The 16232-nt window shown below is 69.7% G+C and carries 14 protein-coding genes, 1 tRNA gene and 1 pseudogene; 4 read left to right on the top strand and 12 right to left on the bottom strand.

Going from position 1 to position 16232, the window contains the following annotated elements; translation table 11 throughout:
* Positions 1-21 precede the first annotated feature (21 nt).
* Entirely contained in the window at positions 22-174 is a 153-nt protein-coding gene (locus ACSQ4M_RS34635) for a rubredoxin (protein WP_436194122.1), read from the bottom strand.
* A 141-nt stretch (positions 175-315) separates the two neighbouring features.
* Here ACSQ4M_RS34635 and thiD point away from each other — a divergent pair, with 141 nt between their 5' ends.
* The 3 genes from thiD to ACSQ4M_RS34620 all read left to right on the top strand — a co-directional run bounded on the left by thiD (position 316) and on the right by ACSQ4M_RS34620 (position 3361).
* The gene (thiD, locus tag ACSQ4M_RS34630; RefSeq protein WP_436193870.1) at positions 316-1245 is read left to right on the top strand and encodes a bifunctional hydroxymethylpyrimidine kinase/phosphomethylpyrimidine kinase; all 930 of its coding nucleotides are present in this window, start codon (positions 316-318) and stop codon (positions 1243-1245) included.
* Between the two features lie 5 nt (positions 1246-1250).
* Positions 1251-2552, top strand: a complete 1302-nt coding sequence (gene hemL, locus ACSQ4M_RS34625) for a glutamate-1-semialdehyde 2,1-aminomutase (RefSeq protein WP_436193869.1) — start codon at positions 1251-1253, stop codon at positions 2550-2552.
* A gap of 92 nt (positions 2553-2644) precedes the next feature.
* Positions 2645-3361: a glycine zipper 2TM domain-containing protein gene (locus tag ACSQ4M_RS34620; RefSeq protein ID WP_436193868.1), complete on the top strand. Its 717-nt coding sequence runs from the start codon at positions 2645-2647 to the stop codon at positions 3359-3361.
* Between the two features lie 70 nt (positions 3362-3431).
* Here ACSQ4M_RS34620 and purH read toward each other — a convergent pair whose 3' ends face one another.
* Genes purH through dusB form a run of 3 tightly spaced genes read right to left on the bottom strand, consistent with a single transcriptional unit; the run spans position 3432 to position 6347 of the window.
* Positions 3432-5036 carry a bifunctional phosphoribosylaminoimidazolecarboxamide formyltransferase/IMP cyclohydrolase gene (gene purH / locus ACSQ4M_RS34615; RefSeq protein ID WP_436193867.1) on the bottom strand — a complete coding sequence of 535 codons (1605 nt, stop codon included), beginning with the start codon at positions 5034-5036 and terminating at the stop codon, positions 3432-3434.
* 37 nt (positions 5037-5073) lie between these two features.
* On the bottom strand, positions 5074-5310 hold the full coding sequence (locus ACSQ4M_RS34610) for a Fis family transcriptional regulator (protein WP_056664797.1): 237 nt from the start codon (positions 5308-5310) through the stop codon (positions 5074-5076).
* Positions 5307-6347 (bottom strand): tRNA dihydrouridine synthase DusB, encoded by a 1041-nt coding sequence (dusB, locus tag ACSQ4M_RS34605; protein WP_436193866.1) that lies wholly within the window; start codon positions 6345-6347, stop codon positions 5307-5309. Before dusB ends, ACSQ4M_RS34610 begins: the two co-directional genes overlap by 4 nt.
* 120 nt (positions 6348-6467) lie before the next feature.
* Between dusB and ACSQ4M_RS34600 the strand changes: the two genes are divergently transcribed.
* Entirely contained in the window at positions 6468-6947 is a 480-nt protein-coding gene (locus ACSQ4M_RS34600) for a YqaA family protein (protein ID WP_436193865.1), read from the top strand.
* 7 nt (positions 6948-6954) lie between these two features.
* Here the strand turns inward: ACSQ4M_RS34600 and ACSQ4M_RS34595 are convergent, their stop codons facing one another.
* The 8 genes and pseudogenes from ACSQ4M_RS34595 to ACSQ4M_RS34560 all read right to left on the bottom strand — a co-directional run bounded on the left by ACSQ4M_RS34595 (position 6955) and on the right by ACSQ4M_RS34560 (position 16229).
* Positions 6955-7395 (bottom strand): DUF2501 domain-containing protein, encoded by a 441-nt coding sequence (locus ACSQ4M_RS34595; RefSeq protein ID WP_436193864.1) that lies wholly within the window; start codon positions 7393-7395, stop codon positions 6955-6957.
* A gap of 140 nt (positions 7396-7535) precedes the next feature.
* Positions 7536-8321: a THxN family PEP-CTERM protein gene (locus ACSQ4M_RS34590; RefSeq protein ID WP_436193863.1), complete on the bottom strand. Its 786-nt coding sequence runs from the start codon at positions 8319-8321 to the stop codon at positions 7536-7538.
* Positions 8322-8508: 187 nt separating this feature from the next.
* The gene (locus ACSQ4M_RS34585) at positions 8509-9303 is read right to left on the bottom strand and encodes a helix-turn-helix domain-containing protein (protein ID WP_436193862.1); all 795 of its coding nucleotides are present in this window, start codon (positions 9301-9303) and stop codon (positions 8509-8511) included.
* Positions 9304-9390: 87 nt separating this feature from the next.
* A complete protein-coding gene (locus ACSQ4M_RS34580) occupies positions 9391-9732 on the bottom strand; it encodes a hypothetical protein (RefSeq protein ID WP_436193861.1) in 342 nt (113 codons plus the stop codon).
* Positions 9729-10070, bottom strand: a pseudogene (locus tag ACSQ4M_RS34575) (HipA family kinase); the annotation flags it as partial. The gene ACSQ4M_RS34580 and the pseudogene ACSQ4M_RS34575, both read right to left, overlap by 4 nt.
* A 36-nt stretch (positions 10071-10106) precedes the next feature.
* Positions 10107-10181, bottom strand: a tRNA-Arg gene (locus ACSQ4M_RS34570).
* A gap of 40 nt (positions 10182-10221) precedes the next feature.
* Positions 10222-14286, bottom strand: a complete 4065-nt coding sequence (locus ACSQ4M_RS34565; RefSeq protein ID WP_436193860.1) for a translocation/assembly module TamB domain-containing protein — start codon at positions 14284-14286, stop codon at positions 10222-10224.
* A complete protein-coding gene (locus ACSQ4M_RS34560) occupies positions 14286-16229 on the bottom strand; it encodes an autotransporter assembly complex protein TamA (protein ID WP_436193859.1) in 1944 nt (647 codons plus the stop codon). Before ACSQ4M_RS34560 ends, ACSQ4M_RS34565 begins: the two co-directional genes overlap by 1 nt.
* Between the last annotated feature and the right edge of the window lie 3 nt (positions 16230-16232).

Raw genomic sequence — 16232 nt, 5'->3', positions numbered from 1 at the left:
TTTTGGTGTCTGGGCTGGCGCTCAGATCTGGACCATCTCGAAGTCTTCCTTGCGCGCGCCGCACTCGGGGCAGGTCCAGTTCATCGGGACATCGGCCCACAGGGTGCCGGGCGCAATGCCATCGTCCGGCGCGCCGACCGCTTCGTCGTAAATCCAGCCGCAGATCAGGCACATCCAGGTTTTAGGGTCGGTCACAGTGTTCGGGGGCGTTCCAATAGAATGCCGGCGATTGTATAGAGGCGTCCCGGGCGCAATGCCCGGTGGCAAAGGCTCCAGCGCACGCCGCTCCACCCCCTTCCAAGACCGCCTATCCGCATGACCGACTCCGCCGCATCCCCTGGTTCCGAGCCCGAGCTGTCCGACACGGACGAGGACGCCGGGCCGGCCTGCGTGCTGGTCTTCAACGCCAACGACCCCAGCGGAGCGGGTGGTCTGTCCGCCGATGCCGTGGCCATCGCATCGGTGGGCGCGCACGCGCTGCCGGTGGTGACGGGCAGCTACGCGCGCGACAGCGCTGAGATCTTCGAACACTACGCCTTCGACGAGGAGGCCGTGACGGAGCAGGCCCGCGCCGTGCTCGAGGACATGGCGGTGCAGGTCATCAAGGTCGGCTTCGTCGGCAGCCCCGAGAACCTCTCGGCCATCGCCGAGCTCACGGCCGACTACGCCGACCTGCCGGTGGTCGCCTACATGCCCAACCTGTCGTGGTGGGACGAGGACCAGATCGACGCCTACCTGGACGCGTTCCAGGAACTGATGCTGCCGCAGACCACGGTGCTGGTGGGCAACCACAGCACACTGTGGCGCTGGCTGCTGCCGGACTGGAGCAGCCAGCGCAGCCCCTCGCCACGCGACATCGCCAAGGCGGTGGCCGACAAGGGCGCGCCCTACACGCTGGTGACCGGCATCCTGTTGCCCGACCAGCACGTGGACAACGTGCTGGCGACGCCGCAGACCGTGCTCGCGAATGCGCGCTTCGAACTCTTCGAGGCCCAGTTCACGGGGGCCGGCGACACGCTGGCGGCGGCCCTGGCCGCGTTGCTGGCCAGCGGCTCCGAACTCAACGAGGCCGTGGTGGAGGCGCTGACCTACCTGGACCAGAGCCTGGATGGCGGCTTCCGCCCCGGCATGGGCCATGTGCTGCCCGACCGCATGTTCTGGGCCCAGCCCGAAGAGGGCGAGGAAGAGGCGCAGGGCGAAGAGCCGCCCGAGACCGACAACGACGCAGGCGCCGTGCGCCACTGACCACCATGAGCACCAACGAAGAACTGTTCGCACGCGCGCAGCGCGTGATCCCCGGCGGCGTGAATTCCCCTGTGCGCGCCTTCCGCGCCGTGGGCGGCGTGCCGCGTTTCGTGCAGCGTGCCCAGGGTGCCTACTTCTGGGATGCCGAAGACCAGCGCTACATCGACTACATCGGCTCCTGGGGCCCGATGATCCTGGGCCACGGCCACCCTGCCGTGCTCGCCGCCGTGCAGGAGGCTGCCGTGCAGGGCTTCTCGTTCGGCGCGCCGACCGAGCGCGAGATCGAACTGGCCGAGGCCATCCTCGCGCACCTGCCGTCCATGGACATGGTGCGCCTGGTCAGCTCGGGCACCGAGGCCGCGATGAGCGCGATCCGGCTGGCGCGCGGCGCCACCGGCCGCAAGAAGATCATCAAGTTCGAGGGCTGCTACCACGGCCATGCCGACGCGCTGCTGGTCAAGGCCGGCTCGGGCCTGGCGACCTTCGGCAACCCGACCAGCGCCGGCGTGCCGCCCGAGGTGGTGCAGGACACGCTGGTGCTCGAGTACAACGACCTCGCGGGCCTGGAGCAGGCCTTTGCCGAGCACGGTGCGGCGCTGGCCTGCCTCATGATCGAGCCGATCGCGGGCAACATGAACTTCGTGCGGGCCAGCGTGCCCTTCATCCGGCGCTGCCGCGAGCTGTGCACGCAGCATGGGGCGCTGTTCGTATTCGACGAGGTCATGACGGGTTTCCGCGTGGCGCTGGGCGGGGCCCAGAGCGTCTACGCGCGCGAGATCCCGGGCTTCGCGCCCGACATCACGGTGCTGGGCAAGGTCATCGGCGGCGGCATGCCGCTGGCGGCCTTCGGCGGGCGCCGCGCCGTCATGGAACAGCTGGCGCCGCTGGGCCCGGTCTACCAGGCCGGCACGCTGTCGGGCAACCCCGTGGCCACGGCCTGCGGCCTGGCCACCTTGCACGAGATCGGCAAGCCGGGCTTCTACGACGCGCTGGCCCGGCGCACGCAGGCCCTGGTGGCCGGCCTGCGCCAGGCCGCGGCCGACGAGGGCGTGCCCTTCAGCGGCGACAGCGAGGGCGGCATGTTCGGCTTCTTCCTGCTGGACGCGCTGCCGCAGAACTACCGCACCGTCATGACCACCGACGGCGCGCGCTTCAACCAACTGTTCCACGGCCTGCTGGAGCGCGGTGTGTACATCGCGCCGGCCCTGTACGAAGCCGGCTTCGTCAGCGCGGCCCACAGCGACGACGACATCGCGCAGACGGTGGATGCGGCGCGCGCCGTGTTCCGCCTGCTGGCGCGCGGCTGATCCCCACCGTCAACCCCGGCGTCGGCCGGCGCGTTGAAAAGCCTGTGTAAAGGCCTAAACTTTTGGCAGGCCCACAGGTCGTAAGGATCACCATGAAAAAGCTTTTGCTTCTTGCCGGCGCCAGCCTGCTGAGCGCCTCGGTGCTGGCCCAGGAATACGGCACGGTGATTTCGGCCACGCCGGTCATGCAGCAGGTGGCCGTGCCGCGCCTGGTCTGCAACAACCAGCAGGTGGTCACGGCGTCGCAGCCCTCGGGCGCCGGTGCCGTGATCGGTGCCATCGCCGGTGGCGTGATCGGCAGTGCCTTCGGCGGTGGCAGCGGCCACGCGGCGGCCACCGCGATCGGCGCCCTGGGCGGCGCGGTGGTCGGCAACCAGGTGGAAGGCCAGCAGCCCGACCAGGTCCGCACCGTGCAGAACTGCAGCACGCAGACCTTCTACCAGAACCAGACCTCGTACTACGACGTGGTCTACGAATACGCAGGCCGCCGCTACCAGGTGCAGATGGCCAACGATCCGGGCCCCAGCGTGCCGCTGCAGGTCACCCCGGTCGGCAGCATGCCGCCGCAGCAGGCCCCGGTGCGCGCGCCCGCCCGCATCATCTCCAGCACCACCTATGTGCAGCCGGCCACGGTGTACCAGACCGCGCCGGTGACCACCGTGTACGAATCGGCGCCGGTTTACAGCCCGCCGTCCTATGTGGCTCCGTTGGCCATCGGTATCGGCCTGGGCGTGATCGGGGCCAACCTGTCGCACCGGCATTACGGTCCGCCGCCGCGCTACTACTACGGGCGCCCGCACTGGCGCTGAAGCTCTCGCCCACAAAAAAGCCCGCTACCAGAGCGGGCTTTTTGTTGGGCGAAACCCGAGAAACCTGGGCTCAGTGGCGGAAGTGCCGCACGCCCGAGAACACCATGGCCACGCCGCGCTCGTCGGCGGCAGCTATCACTTCCTGGTCGCGCATGGAGCCACCGGGCTGGATCACGCAGGTCGCGCCCGCGTCCACCACCACGTCCAGGCCGTCGCGGAACGGGAAGAAGGCATCGCTCGCGACCACCGTGCCGGCCAGCGAGAGCTTGGCGTGTTCGGCCTTGATGCTGGCGATGCGGGCCGAGTCCAGCCGGCTCATCTGGCCGGCGCCCACGCCCATGGTCATGCCGTTCTTGCAGAACACGATGGCATTGCTCTTGACGTACTTGGCGACCTTCCAGGCGAACAGCAGGTCCTGCAGTTCTTCGGCCGTGGGCTGCTTCTTGGTCACGACCTTGAGGTCGGCCAGCTGCAGCTCGTGGTTGTCGGCGGTCTGGATCAACAGGCCCGAGCCGATGCGCTTGACGTCCATGGCGTTGCGTCCGTTGTCCCAGTCGGTCGCACCGCCCACGGGCAATGCAATCTGCAGCACCCGCACGTTCTGCTTGGCCTTGGTGGACTGGAACAGCGCCAGCGCCTCGTCGCTGTAGCCCGGTGCCATCAGCACCTCGACGAACTGCTTGTGCACCTGCTGCGCCGTGGCCAGATCGACCGGGCGGTTGAAGGCGATGATGCCGCCGAAGGCCGAGGTCGGGTCGGTCTGGAAGGCCTTGCTGTAGGCGTCCAGCGCGTCGGTGCCGACGGCCACGCCGCAGGGGTTGGCGTGCTTGACGATCACGCAGGCCGGCACGTCGAAGCTCTTGACGCATTCCCAAGCCGCGTCGGCGTCGGCAATGTTGTTGTAGGAGAGCTCCTTGCCCTGCAGCTGCTTGGCACTCACGAGCGAACCGGGCGCCGGATACAGGTCGCGGTAGAACGCGGCCTGCTGGTGCGGGTTCTCGCCGTAGCGCAGATCCTGCAGCTTGACGAAGCGGCCGTTGCTCTGCGCCGGGAACAGCGCGCGCACGGGCGCCGGCTGGCCGGCGCTGGCCTCGAAGTCCACCGCCGACAGAAAGTCGCTGATGGCGCCGTCGTAGTCGGCGATGCGGTTGAACGCGGCCACCGACAGCGCGAAGCGTGTCTTGTCAGACAGCTTGCCCTTGCCAGCCTGCAGTTCAGCCAGCACTGCGTCGTACTGCGAGGCGTCGGTCAGCACGGCCACGTCCTGCCAGTTCTTGGCGGCGCTGCGCACCATGGCCGGGCCGCCGATGTCGATGTTCTCGATGGCGTCTTCCAGCGTGCAGCCGGCCTTGGCCACGGTGGCCTCGAACGGGTACAGATTCACGACCAGCAGGTCGATGGTCTCGATGCCGTGCTCGGCCAGCGCGGCCACATGGGCGGGCAGCGCGCGGCGTGCCAGCAGGCCGCCGTGGATCTTGGGGTGCAGCGTCTTGACGCGGCCGTCCAGCATCTCGGGAAAGCCGGTGTGGTCGGCCACCTCGGTCACCGGCAGGCCGGCATCGGCCAGCAGCTTGGCGGTGCCACCGGTGGACAGCAGCTTGACGCCCAGCGCGTGCAGGCCCTGGGCCAGCGCCAGCACGCCGGTCTTGTCGGAAACGGAGATCAGTGCATTCATCGGGTCGAAGGAATAAAGCTAAGGGATGGGGGCTGGCTCACTTGATGAGCTTGTGGTCGACCAGCTTCTTGCGCAGTGTGTTGCGGTTCAGGCCCAGCCACTCGGCCGCGCGCGACTGGTTGTTCTCGGCGTGCTGCATGACGACCTCCAGCATGGGCCTCTCGACGGCGCGGATCATCATGTCGTAGACCCCGCCCGGCTCGATGCCGTGCAGGTCCTTCAGGTAGGTTTCCAGGCTGCTGCGCACGCACTCTTCGATACTCTTCTTGCTCACGCTGCGCTCTCCTCCAGAAATTCTTCGCTGCTTGCTGCGGGTGTGGGCATGCGCTCGTGAAGGCTGCCCATCTCGTCCATGAAGTCGGCCACGGCGGCCAGTTGTTCGGTCGGTTGCTCGAGCCGGTTCATGCGCTGGCGGAACGCCTCGCCGCCCGGCAGCTGGCGCACGTACCAGCCGATGTGCTTGCGCGCCGAGCGCACGCCGGTGTACTCGCCATACAGCGCGTAGTGCTCGGCCAGGTGGTCCAGCAGCAGGCGCCGGACCTCGGCCACCAGCGGCGGCGCCAGGTGTTCGCCGGTCGCCAGGAAGTGCACGACCTCGCGGAAGATCCAGGGCCGGCCCTGGGCCGCGCGGCCGATCATGACGGCGTCCGCGCCGGTCGCGGTCAGCACCTCGCGCGCGCGCTCGGGTGTGCTGATGTCGCCGTTGGCCACCACGGGCACGCGCACCGCGGCCTTCACGGCGGCAATGGTCTCGTACTCGGCATGGCCGCTGTAGCCTTGCTCGCGCGTGCGGCCGTGCACGGTCAGCATCTGCACGCCCACGCTCTCGAAGGCACGCGCCAGCACCACGGCATTGCGCTGCTCGGCGCACCAGCCGGTGCGCATCTTGAGCGTGACCGGCACGTTGCGGGGGGCGCAGACGGCCACCACGGCCTCGGCGATGGACACGGCCAGCGCCTCGTTCTGCATCAGGGCCGAGCCGGCCCACTTGTTGCAGACCTTCTTGGCCGGGCAGCCCATGTTGATGTCGATGATCTGGGCGCCGCGCTCCAGGTTGTAGGCCGCGGCCTCGGCCATCATCTCGGGATCGGTGCCGGCGATCTGCACGGCGATCGGCGCCACCTCGCCGGTGTGGTCGGCGCGGCGCGAGGTCTTCAGCGAGGTCCACAGGTCGCGCCGCGAGGTCACCATCTCGCTGACCGCGTAGCCCGCCCCCAGCTGCTTGCACAGCTGGCGGAAGGGGCGGTCCGTCACCCCGGCCATGGGGGCGGCAAACACGTTGTTCGCCAAAGTGAACTGGCCGATCTGCATGCGGGGTGAAGGGGAGGGGGCGGAGGCGGGGGACGGATTCTAGCTGCCTCATATTTCAGCAATTGAAACGGTTGCCTGCCTACAAGGAGGGCGAGAGCCGACCCCTATACTGCCCCGCTCATGGAAGCCTGGCTGAACCAATTGCTGAGCGCGCTGGCGCTGCCCGAGTTCGGCTTGAGCACGGTGTTCGTCGTGTCCTTCATCTCGGCGACGCTGCTGCCGCTGGGCTCCGAACCCGTAGTGTTCGGCCTGGTCAAGCTCAACCCGGAGATGTTCTGGCCGGCCATTGCCGTCGCCACCGTGGGCAACACGCTGGGCGGTGCGGTGGACTGGTGGTTGGGCTACGGCGCCCACAAGGTGGCCGACCGTTACAGCCATTCCTCGCACCACGTGCGCGTGCTGGGCTGGCTGAAGAAGCTGGGGCCCAAGGCCTGCCTGCTGGCCTGGCTGCCCGCGGTGGGTGATCCGCTGTGCGCGGTGGCCGGCTGGCTGCGCTTGCCGTTCTGGCCCTGCCTGTTCTACATGGCCATTGGCAAGTTCCTGCGCTACCTGCTCATGACGGGGTCGCTGGTCTGGGCGTTCCCCGGGGTCTGGCACTGAGGCTTGGTCAGATCAGCGACTTGGCGTTGTCGAGCACGTACTCGCAGGCCTTGTCCTTGAGCTGGTCCTGGATCTTGCCCATGTCGAAGGACTTGCCGTCGCTGCCGCTCAGGATGCCGGACAGGCCGCTCTGGTAGCCCTTGTCCTGCGTTTCCTTGCCGCCGCCCAGGCCGATCTTGCCGAGCAGCTTGTCCTTGATGCCGGCCGCGCCGCCGGCCAGGTACTTGCGCTCGATGCAGTACTGCAGCACGCCGGCCGCGTTGCTGGCCGTGCCGCCGCCGATGCTGGGCAGGCCCAGGCCGCCCAGCATGCCGGCCGCGCTGCCGCTGGCGCCCAACTGTTCGCCAGCCGCGCTCTTGAGCCTGTCGAGCGGGCTCGCCGCTTGTGCCGACAGGGCGGTCAGCACGGCGAGGGCAATGGTGCAAGTGCGAAGAAGGTGGCGGGCCATGGTGATGTCCTGGTTGGTGCGGGTGCGGAGCTGCGCCGAATTCTAGGCTGCGCATTTCTCCGTGGCGTGGCATGGACGCGATGCCGGCACTGGACACAAAAAACCCCGCCGAAGCGGGGTTGGCTGAGGCCGCCGAGTGCTCAGCGCTTGCCTTGCTGGCGACGACGCAGACCGGCCATGCCCAGCAGGCCCGCGCCGATCAGCGCGAGGGTGGCGGGCTCGGGCACTTCCGTTGCGACCAGGCGGAATGCGAAGTCCACGGTGTAGTCCTGGCCTTCGGGCGTGGCGAAGCCGAAGCAGCCAGCCTGGTAGCCAGCGGCGACGCACTGGGCGTCGCTCAACTCGGTGAACGCCGGGTCGGAGATGAACTGGAAGCTGTACTCGTAGCCGTCGTAGGTGAACGACTCGCCGAAGCCGCCCACCAGCACGAAGATGTCGCTGCAGGGGTTGGCTTCGGGTGCGGACGGGCAGCCGGTGTTGCGGTTCGGCGTTTCCGTGAAGTACACGCTGTAGGAGGTCTCGAACAGCTTGTCCACGCCAGGTGCAGACAGGCTCAGCGTCGAGTCGATCTTGGTCGTGCTCAGCGTCCAGCTGTTGGCGCCCAGTGCGGCGTTGTTGTAGTGGGTGTAGCTGTTGGCCGGGACGAAGGCGCCATTGGTGGCGATCGGGCCGTTGGAGGGCGAGTTGGTGATCTCCAGGCCGCTGCGGGTGCCGGCGGCGATGCTGCCGTCGTTCTGGCCCCACTGCAGCAGGTTCGCGCTGGTCCAGTAGCCGGTGGATGGATTGACGGGGCCCGGATTCGTCCCCGAGTTCACGAACGTCGTGGCAGCGGGGGCCGTGTCGAACGCGCTCGTCACCTCGTAGGTCCAGTTGGCGACGGGAGCGGCACTCGCGGCGGATGCTGCCAGGGCAACAGCGACAGCCATGGCGACACGGCTTGATTTCAGAGAGCGCATTGCATTTCCTTTGCGTTGGGGGAAAGAACAGGTCGGAGACCCGGCGAATGCTGCACCGCGCAAATGCCGTGCCTGTTCGCTTTTTATGTCTAGTACCAGATAGTTAGCGCGCTCAAATGGAACAGGTGAAGTGCTAAATGTCAAAAAAATCGACGTTTTACAAGGTTTGTTCTCTTGTCGTTGGGTGGGTGATCGTGTAGGAGAGTTCCGACATTGAGTGGCAAGAAGTCCTACAGAGGCGAGCCTTGCTTCGATGTGTGCGGACCCGCCGACAGGCTTTGCGTGGAACGCCCGTCACGGTCGATGGCATTGGCGCGCGTACGGCCCGCCGGAAGATCGAGGGCGACACGCCGGTGTGCTCCTTGAAGAAGCGCGAGAAGTTGCCAGGCGCCGAGAAGCCGAGATCGAGCGCGACGTCGGTGAGCGGCGCGCCGTCGCCAACGCGCCGCATTGCCTCTTCCACGCGCACCGCGCGCCAGAACACCTGGGGTGTCGTGTTCAACTGGTCGCGGAACAGCGCGAACAGGTGACCGCGTGACAGGCCGACGCGGCCTGCGATGTCGTCGATGGTGGCCTTGTCGGACACGTGCGCGCGCATGTGCGCGATGGCCGCGCGCAGGCGGTGGTCCAGCGATGCGCCGAGCGCGATGTGCGGCGACTGCGCCGACAGGACAAGGTGTTCATCAGCGGCTTTCTGAACGACAGCGGCAAAGGGGGCACCCCCGCGTCGAGAATGGCTGACGCTGCGCGATGCGTTGCGGGCGCGTGGCAGTGAACTGATCCGTAGCGAGCGCAAGGGCGAGCCGCGGGACTTCGAAACTGGCCCGGCTCCGTTGTCGTGAAGACCCGCCGCTTCCGCCGCTGCCTGCGCGTGGCGCTGGGCGTTGGTCTTCGGCCTTGTCGGCACGCCGTTCTGGTTCTGGGCCAGTTGGCAGTCCCAGCAGTGGGGCATCTTCGCGCTGTCGGGGACCTGCGGCCTGGCGTGGCTGCGCGGCGATGGGTGCACTGGATCTGACCGCGGGAGGCCTGATCCAAAGGCTCAAGCAGAGCGCAGAGCGAACTCTTCGATGGCGGCTTCGTCAGTAGACGACACAACCTGAACGTTCAGTTCGCGGAAACCTTCGACTACCTCGCGGCGAGCGATGGCCTGACGCGTATCGTCTTCCAGCTGCCCTTCGACTGCCACCAGAACGGGTGCGGGCAGCAAGTTGCGGCGCTGCAACGTTCGGACTTTGTGCTGCCACGCAGCCCCATGGTCCAGGATCTGCGAGGCATCTGCATGAACAAGCGACAAGGGCTTGATGATCTTGAGCGGTTCGTCCTCAACAGTGGCATTCACCAAAGGGAAAGTTGCGCTCGGAAAACGCCAGGTTGCGGTCAATGACCACAAGCCCCCCCGTTTGCGTCGCGCCTCCAGAGCAAATTCACGTTGCCGCCGAGGGCGGTCAGCGTTCTGTCTTCGTTTCGCGTCCACCAGTCGAACACCGCGAGCGCCTGCTTCACGGGCTGGGCCACTTCGCTCTTGTGCGACATCGTGAACTCGACTGCCTGCACCACCTGGGACCCGAAGCAAGGCCCGGGGCCGAGTTCGTCAAGGGAGATGCCTGCTGCCTTGGATTCCGAGATCAGTTCTTCTGGAATCTCGGCGATGACCGCCTCGGGGACCGGTAGGTCAAGCGCTGTTGCCAACTGTGCGCAAATGACCTCGGCAGCGAGCCCGCGCCTGTTGTGGCCCCTGTGAGATCAGCAGGTTGTTGGTCCCCTCGACAGGAATCGAACCTGTATCTAGCGCTTAGGAGGCACTCGTTCTATCCATTGAACTACGAGGAGGCGCGGGCGCGCATTGTAGGGGGCCCGCAGAGGGGGCCGATCAGTCGTAGCTCAGCGTGTAGATCAGGTCCACGCCGCTCTTGAGGCCGGCCTGGCCGCGCAGCGCGAGGTTGCGCGTGAGGTCGTAGAAGATGTACAGCGTGCCCAGGCTGCCGGCCAGGCTGGCCTCGTAGGTCACGTAGATCTGGTCGGTCAGCCGCTTGCCCAGCGTGAGCGCCGAGCCGCTGGCGTCCTCGCCCGTGGCCGCGCCCTTAAAGCCGATCTCGTCCAGGCCGAAACGGCTGGCGAAGTTGCCGCCGCCGCCCTTGGGGCCGAAGCCGCCGAGCAGCGCCAGCGCGGCCTGCTGCATGACGGCCGCCTCGGCGCCGCCGCCCGCCGTGGAGCGGCCCAGCAGCATCCAGGACAGGGTTTCGGCATCGGTCAGCTGCGGCGAGGAATACAGCGCCACGCGCGGCGACTGCGCCGTGCCGGTGATGTGCACGCCGGCCTTTTGCTCCAGGTTCGGCCGCACGGCCAGGATGTCCAGCGAGGGGTTGTCGTAGGGGCCGTTGAAGCGGGCCAGGCCCGACTCCACGTCCAGCTGCTGGCCATAGGCGCGGTAGCGGCCCTGCACGGTCTGGATCTCGCCCGTCACGCGCGGCTGGCCGCCGCTGTTGGCGTTGGCCGTGATGTCGATCTTGCCGCCCAGGCGCGTGGTCAGGCCATGGCCCTGGACCGCGAAGTCGCGGCCCATGTCTAGGCTGACGGCGATGTCCGGCGGCTTGGCGGGCTGGGCCTTGGCCTGCTTGGCGGCCGCGGCGTCGGCGCTGGCCTTCTCGCGCGCCTGGCGGGCGCGGGCCTCGGCGTCGATCGCGGCCGAGCGGACGCTGACATCGCTGCCCAGCGTGGGCGCGGTCTCGTCGGGCAGGATGACCACGCCGCGGTCGGTCGTCAGCGCGCCGCGCACGCGGATCTGTCCCTGCGCCATGCCCGCCTGCAGCTGGCCCGAGACCGTGACCTGGCGGTCGCTGCGCACCAGCACGCGCAGGCTGCGCAGATCGGCGTTCAGGTCCATCGCGATGCCCGACTGGTCGGCGGCCGCGGCATCCCATTGCACATTGCCAGACAGGCGCAGTTCGCCGCCGTCGCGGGCGGCCTCGCTGCTGACCGTGCTGAGGTTGCCGGCCGGGCCCGCGATGCGCACGCGGCTGGCGCTGCCGCCCTTGAGCGTCAACTCGTCCAGCGTCAAGCGGTTGCCCTGCAACCGCGCGCGCAGGCGGCCGTCCTTCAGTTCCACGCCCTCGACGGCCGCGCGCACGGCCAGGCCATCGGCCGACAGCGTGCCGTTCCACTGCGGCGCGCTGCGTGTGCCGGACAACGCCGCATCGGCCGCCAGCGTGCCGTCGATGCGCCAGGCTGGCGGCGCGAACATGGACCACACGCCCACGTTGGGCACGCGGGCCGTGAGCCGGCCCGTCAGCGGCGCGTCCTCGGGCCAGGCGAAGCTGCCGCCGGCCGTGGCGATGCGCGTGCGCACGTCGGCCTGCGCCTCACCGGCGCGCGTGCTGTTCCAGAACAGCTGGGCGCGCACGTCCTCGCCCTGGGCGTTGAGCACCAGTTCGGCGCGCTGGATGCCGGCCGGCGTGGCCGGCGCATCGGCCGGGCGTCCGTTGTCGATGGTGGTTTCGCGCGCCGTGCCCGTGCCCTCGGTGTGGATGCGCCGGACCAGCGCACCCTCGCCCGCGCGCACCAGCAGGTCGCCGCTGCGCCGGACCAGCCTGGCGCTGGCGCGCAGCGGGCCGGTGGTGTCGACGTTCCAGTCGCCATCGAACACCAGGTCGCCGCCGATGCCGCTCTGGGCCATCTGGGGCGCCAGTGCCTCGGCCCAGGCCATGGACAGGCCCAGCACGCGGCCGCTGCCGCGCAGCTGCCAGGCAGCTGTGGGCGTGCCTGCCGTCTGCGCCAGCAGCAGCGGCTGCCATTGCAGTTGCAGCGCGTCCGGGCCCGGGCCCTGCAAGGTGGCGCTGCTGGCCGAGGCATCGAGCTGCCACAGCGGGGAAGCACCCCGGCGCAGTGTGGCCGACAGTGGCTGCTGCAGCGCCAGCTGCCAGGGCTGCTTCTCCGTGCCCCCCGCCACACCGCTGGCCGAGGCCTGCAGTTCGCTGACGGCCAGGCGCCACTGGTCGCGGCCCGCGATGCCACCGCTGGCGCGCGTGCGCAGGCGGAACTGTTGCGGGCCCATGGCGGCGCGACCGTCCACGGCGAGCTGCGCGTCGGCCGGGCTGCCCGACAGCCGCGCGGCGATGTCGCGCAGCGCGATGGACCGGGGCGTGGCCGGGTCGGCACCGGGCAATTGCAGGTCCAGCCGCGGCGCATCCAGTGCCAGTTCGATGGCCAGGCCGCGCTGCACGGTGGAGGGCTGGGCCAGCTGCTGCTGCAGCTGGGCCCAGCCGCCCTGCCAGCGCAGGCCCAGCTGCGCATTGCCGGCCGCCGACGTGCCGGCGAAGGCCTTCTCCAGCCCGGGCAGGCTGGACAGCCAGCGCTGCAGGCTGGCGGCGTCGCGCAGGTTCACGCGGGCCTGGGCCTGGCCACGCGTGGCGGCGATGTCGCCCTCCAGCTGGGCCTGCAGGCCAGGGGCCTGCAGCTCGAGCTTGCCGGCGCCGGCCCGTGTGTCGAGTTGCGCGCGCAGCTGGCCCGCGACGCGCGCCGGGCCGGCGTCGATGCGCAGCGCGTCGAGTTCCAACTGCTGCGTGGCGGTGCGGTACAGGCCGCGGGCCTGCAGCAGGTCCAGCCGCGGCGCGGCGGGCGTGCCGGCGCGTGCCGCAGCGGCTTGCAGGCCGGCATCGAAGCGGATGACGGCGTCCTGCTGGTCGGCCTTGGCCGTGCCAGACACCGGCGCGGCGTCCAACGTGGAGTACAGCAGGGCGGGCTGGACGCGCTCGATGCGTGCCTCGGCCTGCCAGCGCAGCGGCGTCGGGCTGTAGCTGGCCTGCAGCGCGATGCGGCCCTTGCCGAGTTCGAGTTCGGCCTGCGGCACGGTCCAGTCCTGGCCGTCCAGGCGGGCCGTGGCCTGCACGCCGGCCAGCGGCAGGCGTTGCTGGTCCCAGGGGCCGGACAGCGCGTTGCGCGCCTGCACTTCGGCCTGCCAGGCCGTGGCGGCACCGGGCGTGGCTGCTGGCACGGGGCCGGCCTTGAGCGTGCCGGACAGGTCGGTGCGCGGTGCGCCGGGCACGAAGCGCGCGGCATCGATGCGCTGGAAATCCGCCAGCGCGCGCAGCACGGGCTGGGTTTGCCAGGGTGCGATGTCGGCGTCCAGCGTGGCGCGCATGCCTTCGTCGCCACCGACAGGCGCGACCTGGCCCCTGACCTGGAGCTGCCCGTCGGGCTGCGCGAGTTGCCCGCGCACCGTGGCCTCGGCCAGCACCGTGAGCGGCGCGCTGCCTTCCACCATGGGTGCGCGCACCTCGCCACGCAGCTGCGCATCGATGGCCATGGGCGTGGCGCCTTGCAGCGCGACCTGGCCCTGGTAGCGGCCGTCGGCCACCTCCACGCTGTCGAGCTTGAGCTGGTGGTGACCGGCCGCGTAGCGGTAGTGGCCGGCCAGCGCCTGCACCGTGAGCGTGGGCGCGGCCGGGTCGGCGCCGTAGACGATCTCGCGCACGTCGAACGGCAGCGCGATTTCCACCGGCAGCGTCAGCTGCTGCAGGGGCTCTGCCGGCGTGGTCTCGGGCTGGGGCGCGCCGGGCACCAGCTGCAGCTTGCCGATCTGGAACTGGTCGACCTGCACGCGGCGCGCCAGCAGGGGCCGCAGCCGCCAGCGCAGCTGCAGGTCGGTGACTTCGACGGCCATCGCCGGGCTCTGCCAGCGCAGCCAGGCGATGCTGGCGCCGTGGCGCAGCGCGCCTTGCGCGTCGCGGGTCTGCAGCGTCTGCCCGGCTGGCAGGTAGCGGCTGGCGAACGACAGCACGGTGGGCAGCGACTGGGGCTGGCCGCTCCACCACCAGCCATAGGCGCCCAGCGCCACGATGGCGGTGCCCAGGCCGGCCGCGCCCCAGCCCAGCGCGCGCAGCAGGCGCCGGCGCGGCCTGGGCGGCGCGGCTGGGGTGGGGGGCGTGGCGGGCGCCATCAGAACGTGAACCCCAGCCGCAGGTGGATGCTGATGCCGCCCTCGCCGAAGCCGTGGGCGATGTCGGCCTGCACCAGCCCGACCGGGCTGTACCAGCGCATGCCGCCGCCGGCGCCGACCTTGTACTGGAAATCGGCTGCGCGGTCGGCCACCGAGCCGGAGTCGACGAAGGCCACGGCCTCGAAGTCCGTCAGGGCGCCGTTCCAGACGATGGGATGCTGCAGCTCCACGCTGCCCACTGCCATGTAGCGGCCGGCCACCGTGGTGTCGTTGACGTAGCTCGCGCCGATCTGGCGGTAGCCGAAGCCGCGCACCGTGGTGTCGCCGCCGGTCAGGAACAGCTGGGTGGAAGGGATCTGCGCCGCGTCGGCGGCGACCACCGCGCCGGCTTCGGCGCGCAGCTGCAGGCGTGCGCGGCGTGCACGCGTCTCGGTGTCCGTGGAGCCGCCCGCGCGCACCTGGTACAGCGGCACGTAGCCCAGCCAGCGCGCCACCGTGCGCGTGTAGGGGTACTGGCCGCCCAGCAGCGTGGTGCCGACGCCGGCCTCCAGCTGCAGGCCCTGGCCGCGGCGCGGCCGGCTGTTGTTGTCGAAGTAGCGGCCGGTCCAGCCCCAATTCAGGCTCACGGTGGAGGCCGGCGGCGGTGCATCCGCGCCCGAGCTGCGCGCGTAGTCGTACTGCGCGAAGTAGCTGCGGTCGATGTGGTCGGTGGACTTGCTGCGGCCATAGCGCAGGCTGCCCGAGAGCACGTCGAAGCTGCCCGAGCGCTCGCGCTGCACCAGCCCGCTGCCGAACCAGCGCCACAGCCGCGCGTCGAGCAGGCCGAACAGCGAGGTGCCCAGCGACTGGTTCTCGTTGTCCAGCGACAGGCGCGACACGGCGCGCCAGTCCAGCAGCGGGATCTTGTTGTGGATGTGGTCCATCGACAGGCGCGGCCCCGTGTCGGTGGTGTAGCCCACGCCGAACACGAGCTTTTGCAGCGGTGCCTCGCGCACCTGGGCGATCACGGGCACGTTCTGTGGATCGGTGCCGTCGGTGTCCAGTGTCAGGAACACGGATTCGTAGAAGCCGCTGGCAGCCAGGCGCGCCTGTGTGTCCAGCAGCTTTTGCTGGTCGTACTCCTGGCCCGTGGGCAGCTGCGCGATGCGCACCGCGTTGAGCGGGCTGTAGCGTTCGCTGCCGCGGATCTGCAGGTCGCCGAAGCGGTAGGCCGCGCCCGAGTCGAATTGCACCCCGAGGTCGGCCAGCTGCCGGTCTGCATCGACCTGGGCGCGGCTGTCGGCGATGCGGCCCAGCGGGTAGCGCCGTGCCGTGAGCTGGCGCTGGGCCGCGCTCTTGGCGCTGTCCCAGCCGGACTGGGTGAACGCCGCGCCGCTGCGCAGCGACCAGTTGCGTTCGATGGCGTTGCGCCGGCGTTCGGCCTGCGGGTTCTCCGCGGCGATGGCGCCGCTGAAGTCCAGCTTGACCTCGCCCACCTGGGTGATGGGGCCGGGGTCGACGGTGATCAGCACGGCGTGGTCCGCGCGCTCGCCGCCTGGGGTGTCCTGCAGCTCCAGCGTCAGCGTCGGCGTGAAGTAGCCCAGCGTGCCCAGCAGCTGGCGCGCGTTGGGCTCGGCCGCGGCCATCAGGCGCGAGATCTCGGCCACGGAAAGCGCGTCGAGCCGGCGGTAGCGCTGCAGATCCAGGTGGGTCTCGAGCAGCGCGCGCGCGGGATCGGGGCCGCGCACGTCGACCGTGAAGTTGTCTCGCCTGTCGTCGGGCTTGTCTGCGTCCTTGGCGGCGGCCTCGCTGGGCATGACCTGGGTGCCATCGGCTCCGCTAGCGTTGGCTGGCACCGGTTCGGGGGCGGAACGCAGCAGGCCGCACCCCGGAAGCACCAGAACCACCACCAACAAAAACGCCGGCCACAGGGCCGGCGCACGCTTCGCAACCGCCAGGAACATCAA

The organism is Pseudorhodoferax sp. LjRoot39, assembly GCF_964253035.1.
Taxonomy (GTDB): Bacteria; Pseudomonadota; Gammaproteobacteria; order Burkholderiales; family Burkholderiaceae_C; genus Pseudorhodoferax.
Note: the sequence above shows the minus strand (reverse complement) of the source record. Positions and strands in the feature narration are given on the sequence as shown.

What these genes read in the sequence shown, in the direction of transcription:
- ACSQ4M_RS34635 (WP_436194122.1), bottom strand. Translation starts at nt 174, where the DNA reads ATGTGCCTGATCTGCGGCTGGATTTACGACGAAGCGGTCGGCGCGCCG.
- thiD (WP_436193870.1), top strand. Translation starts at nt 316, where the DNA reads ATGACCGACTCCGCCGCATCCCCTGGTTCCGAGCCCGAGCTGTCCGAC.
- hemL (WP_436193869.1), top strand. Translation starts at nt 1,251, where the DNA reads ATGAGCACCAACGAAGAACTGTTCGCACGCGCGCAGCGCGTGATCCCC.
- ACSQ4M_RS34620 (WP_436193868.1), top strand. Translation starts at nt 2,645, where the DNA reads ATGAAAAAGCTTTTGCTTCTTGCCGGCGCCAGCCTGCTGAGCGCCTCG.
- purH (WP_436193867.1), bottom strand. Translation starts at nt 5,036, where the DNA reads ATGAATGCACTGATCTCCGTTTCCGACAAGACCGGCGTGCTGGCGCTG.
- dusB (WP_436193866.1), bottom strand. Translation starts at nt 6,347, where the DNA reads ATGCAGATCGGCCAGTTCACTTTGGCGAACAACGTGTTTGCCGCCCCC.
- ACSQ4M_RS34600 (WP_436193865.1), top strand. Translation starts at nt 6,468, where the DNA reads ATGGAAGCCTGGCTGAACCAATTGCTGAGCGCGCTGGCGCTGCCCGAG.
- ACSQ4M_RS34595 (WP_436193864.1), bottom strand. Translation starts at nt 7,395, where the DNA reads ATGGCCCGCCACCTTCTTCGCACTTGCACCATTGCCCTCGCCGTGCTG.
- ACSQ4M_RS34590 (WP_436193863.1), bottom strand. Translation starts at nt 8,321, where the DNA reads ATGGCTGTCGCTGTTGCCCTGGCAGCATCCGCCGCGAGTGCCGCTCCC.
- ACSQ4M_RS34585 (WP_436193862.1), bottom strand. Translation starts at nt 9,303, where the DNA reads ATGCCCCACTGCTGGGACTGCCAACTGGCCCAGAACCAGAACGGCGTG.
- ACSQ4M_RS34565 (WP_436193860.1), bottom strand. Translation starts at nt 14,286, where the DNA reads ATGGCGCCCGCCACGCCCCCCACCCCAGCCGCGCCGCCCAGGCCGCGC.
- ACSQ4M_RS34560 (WP_436193859.1), bottom strand. Translation starts at nt 16,229, where the DNA reads ATGTTCCTGGCGGTTGCGAAGCGTGCGCCGGCCCTGTGGCCGGCGTTT.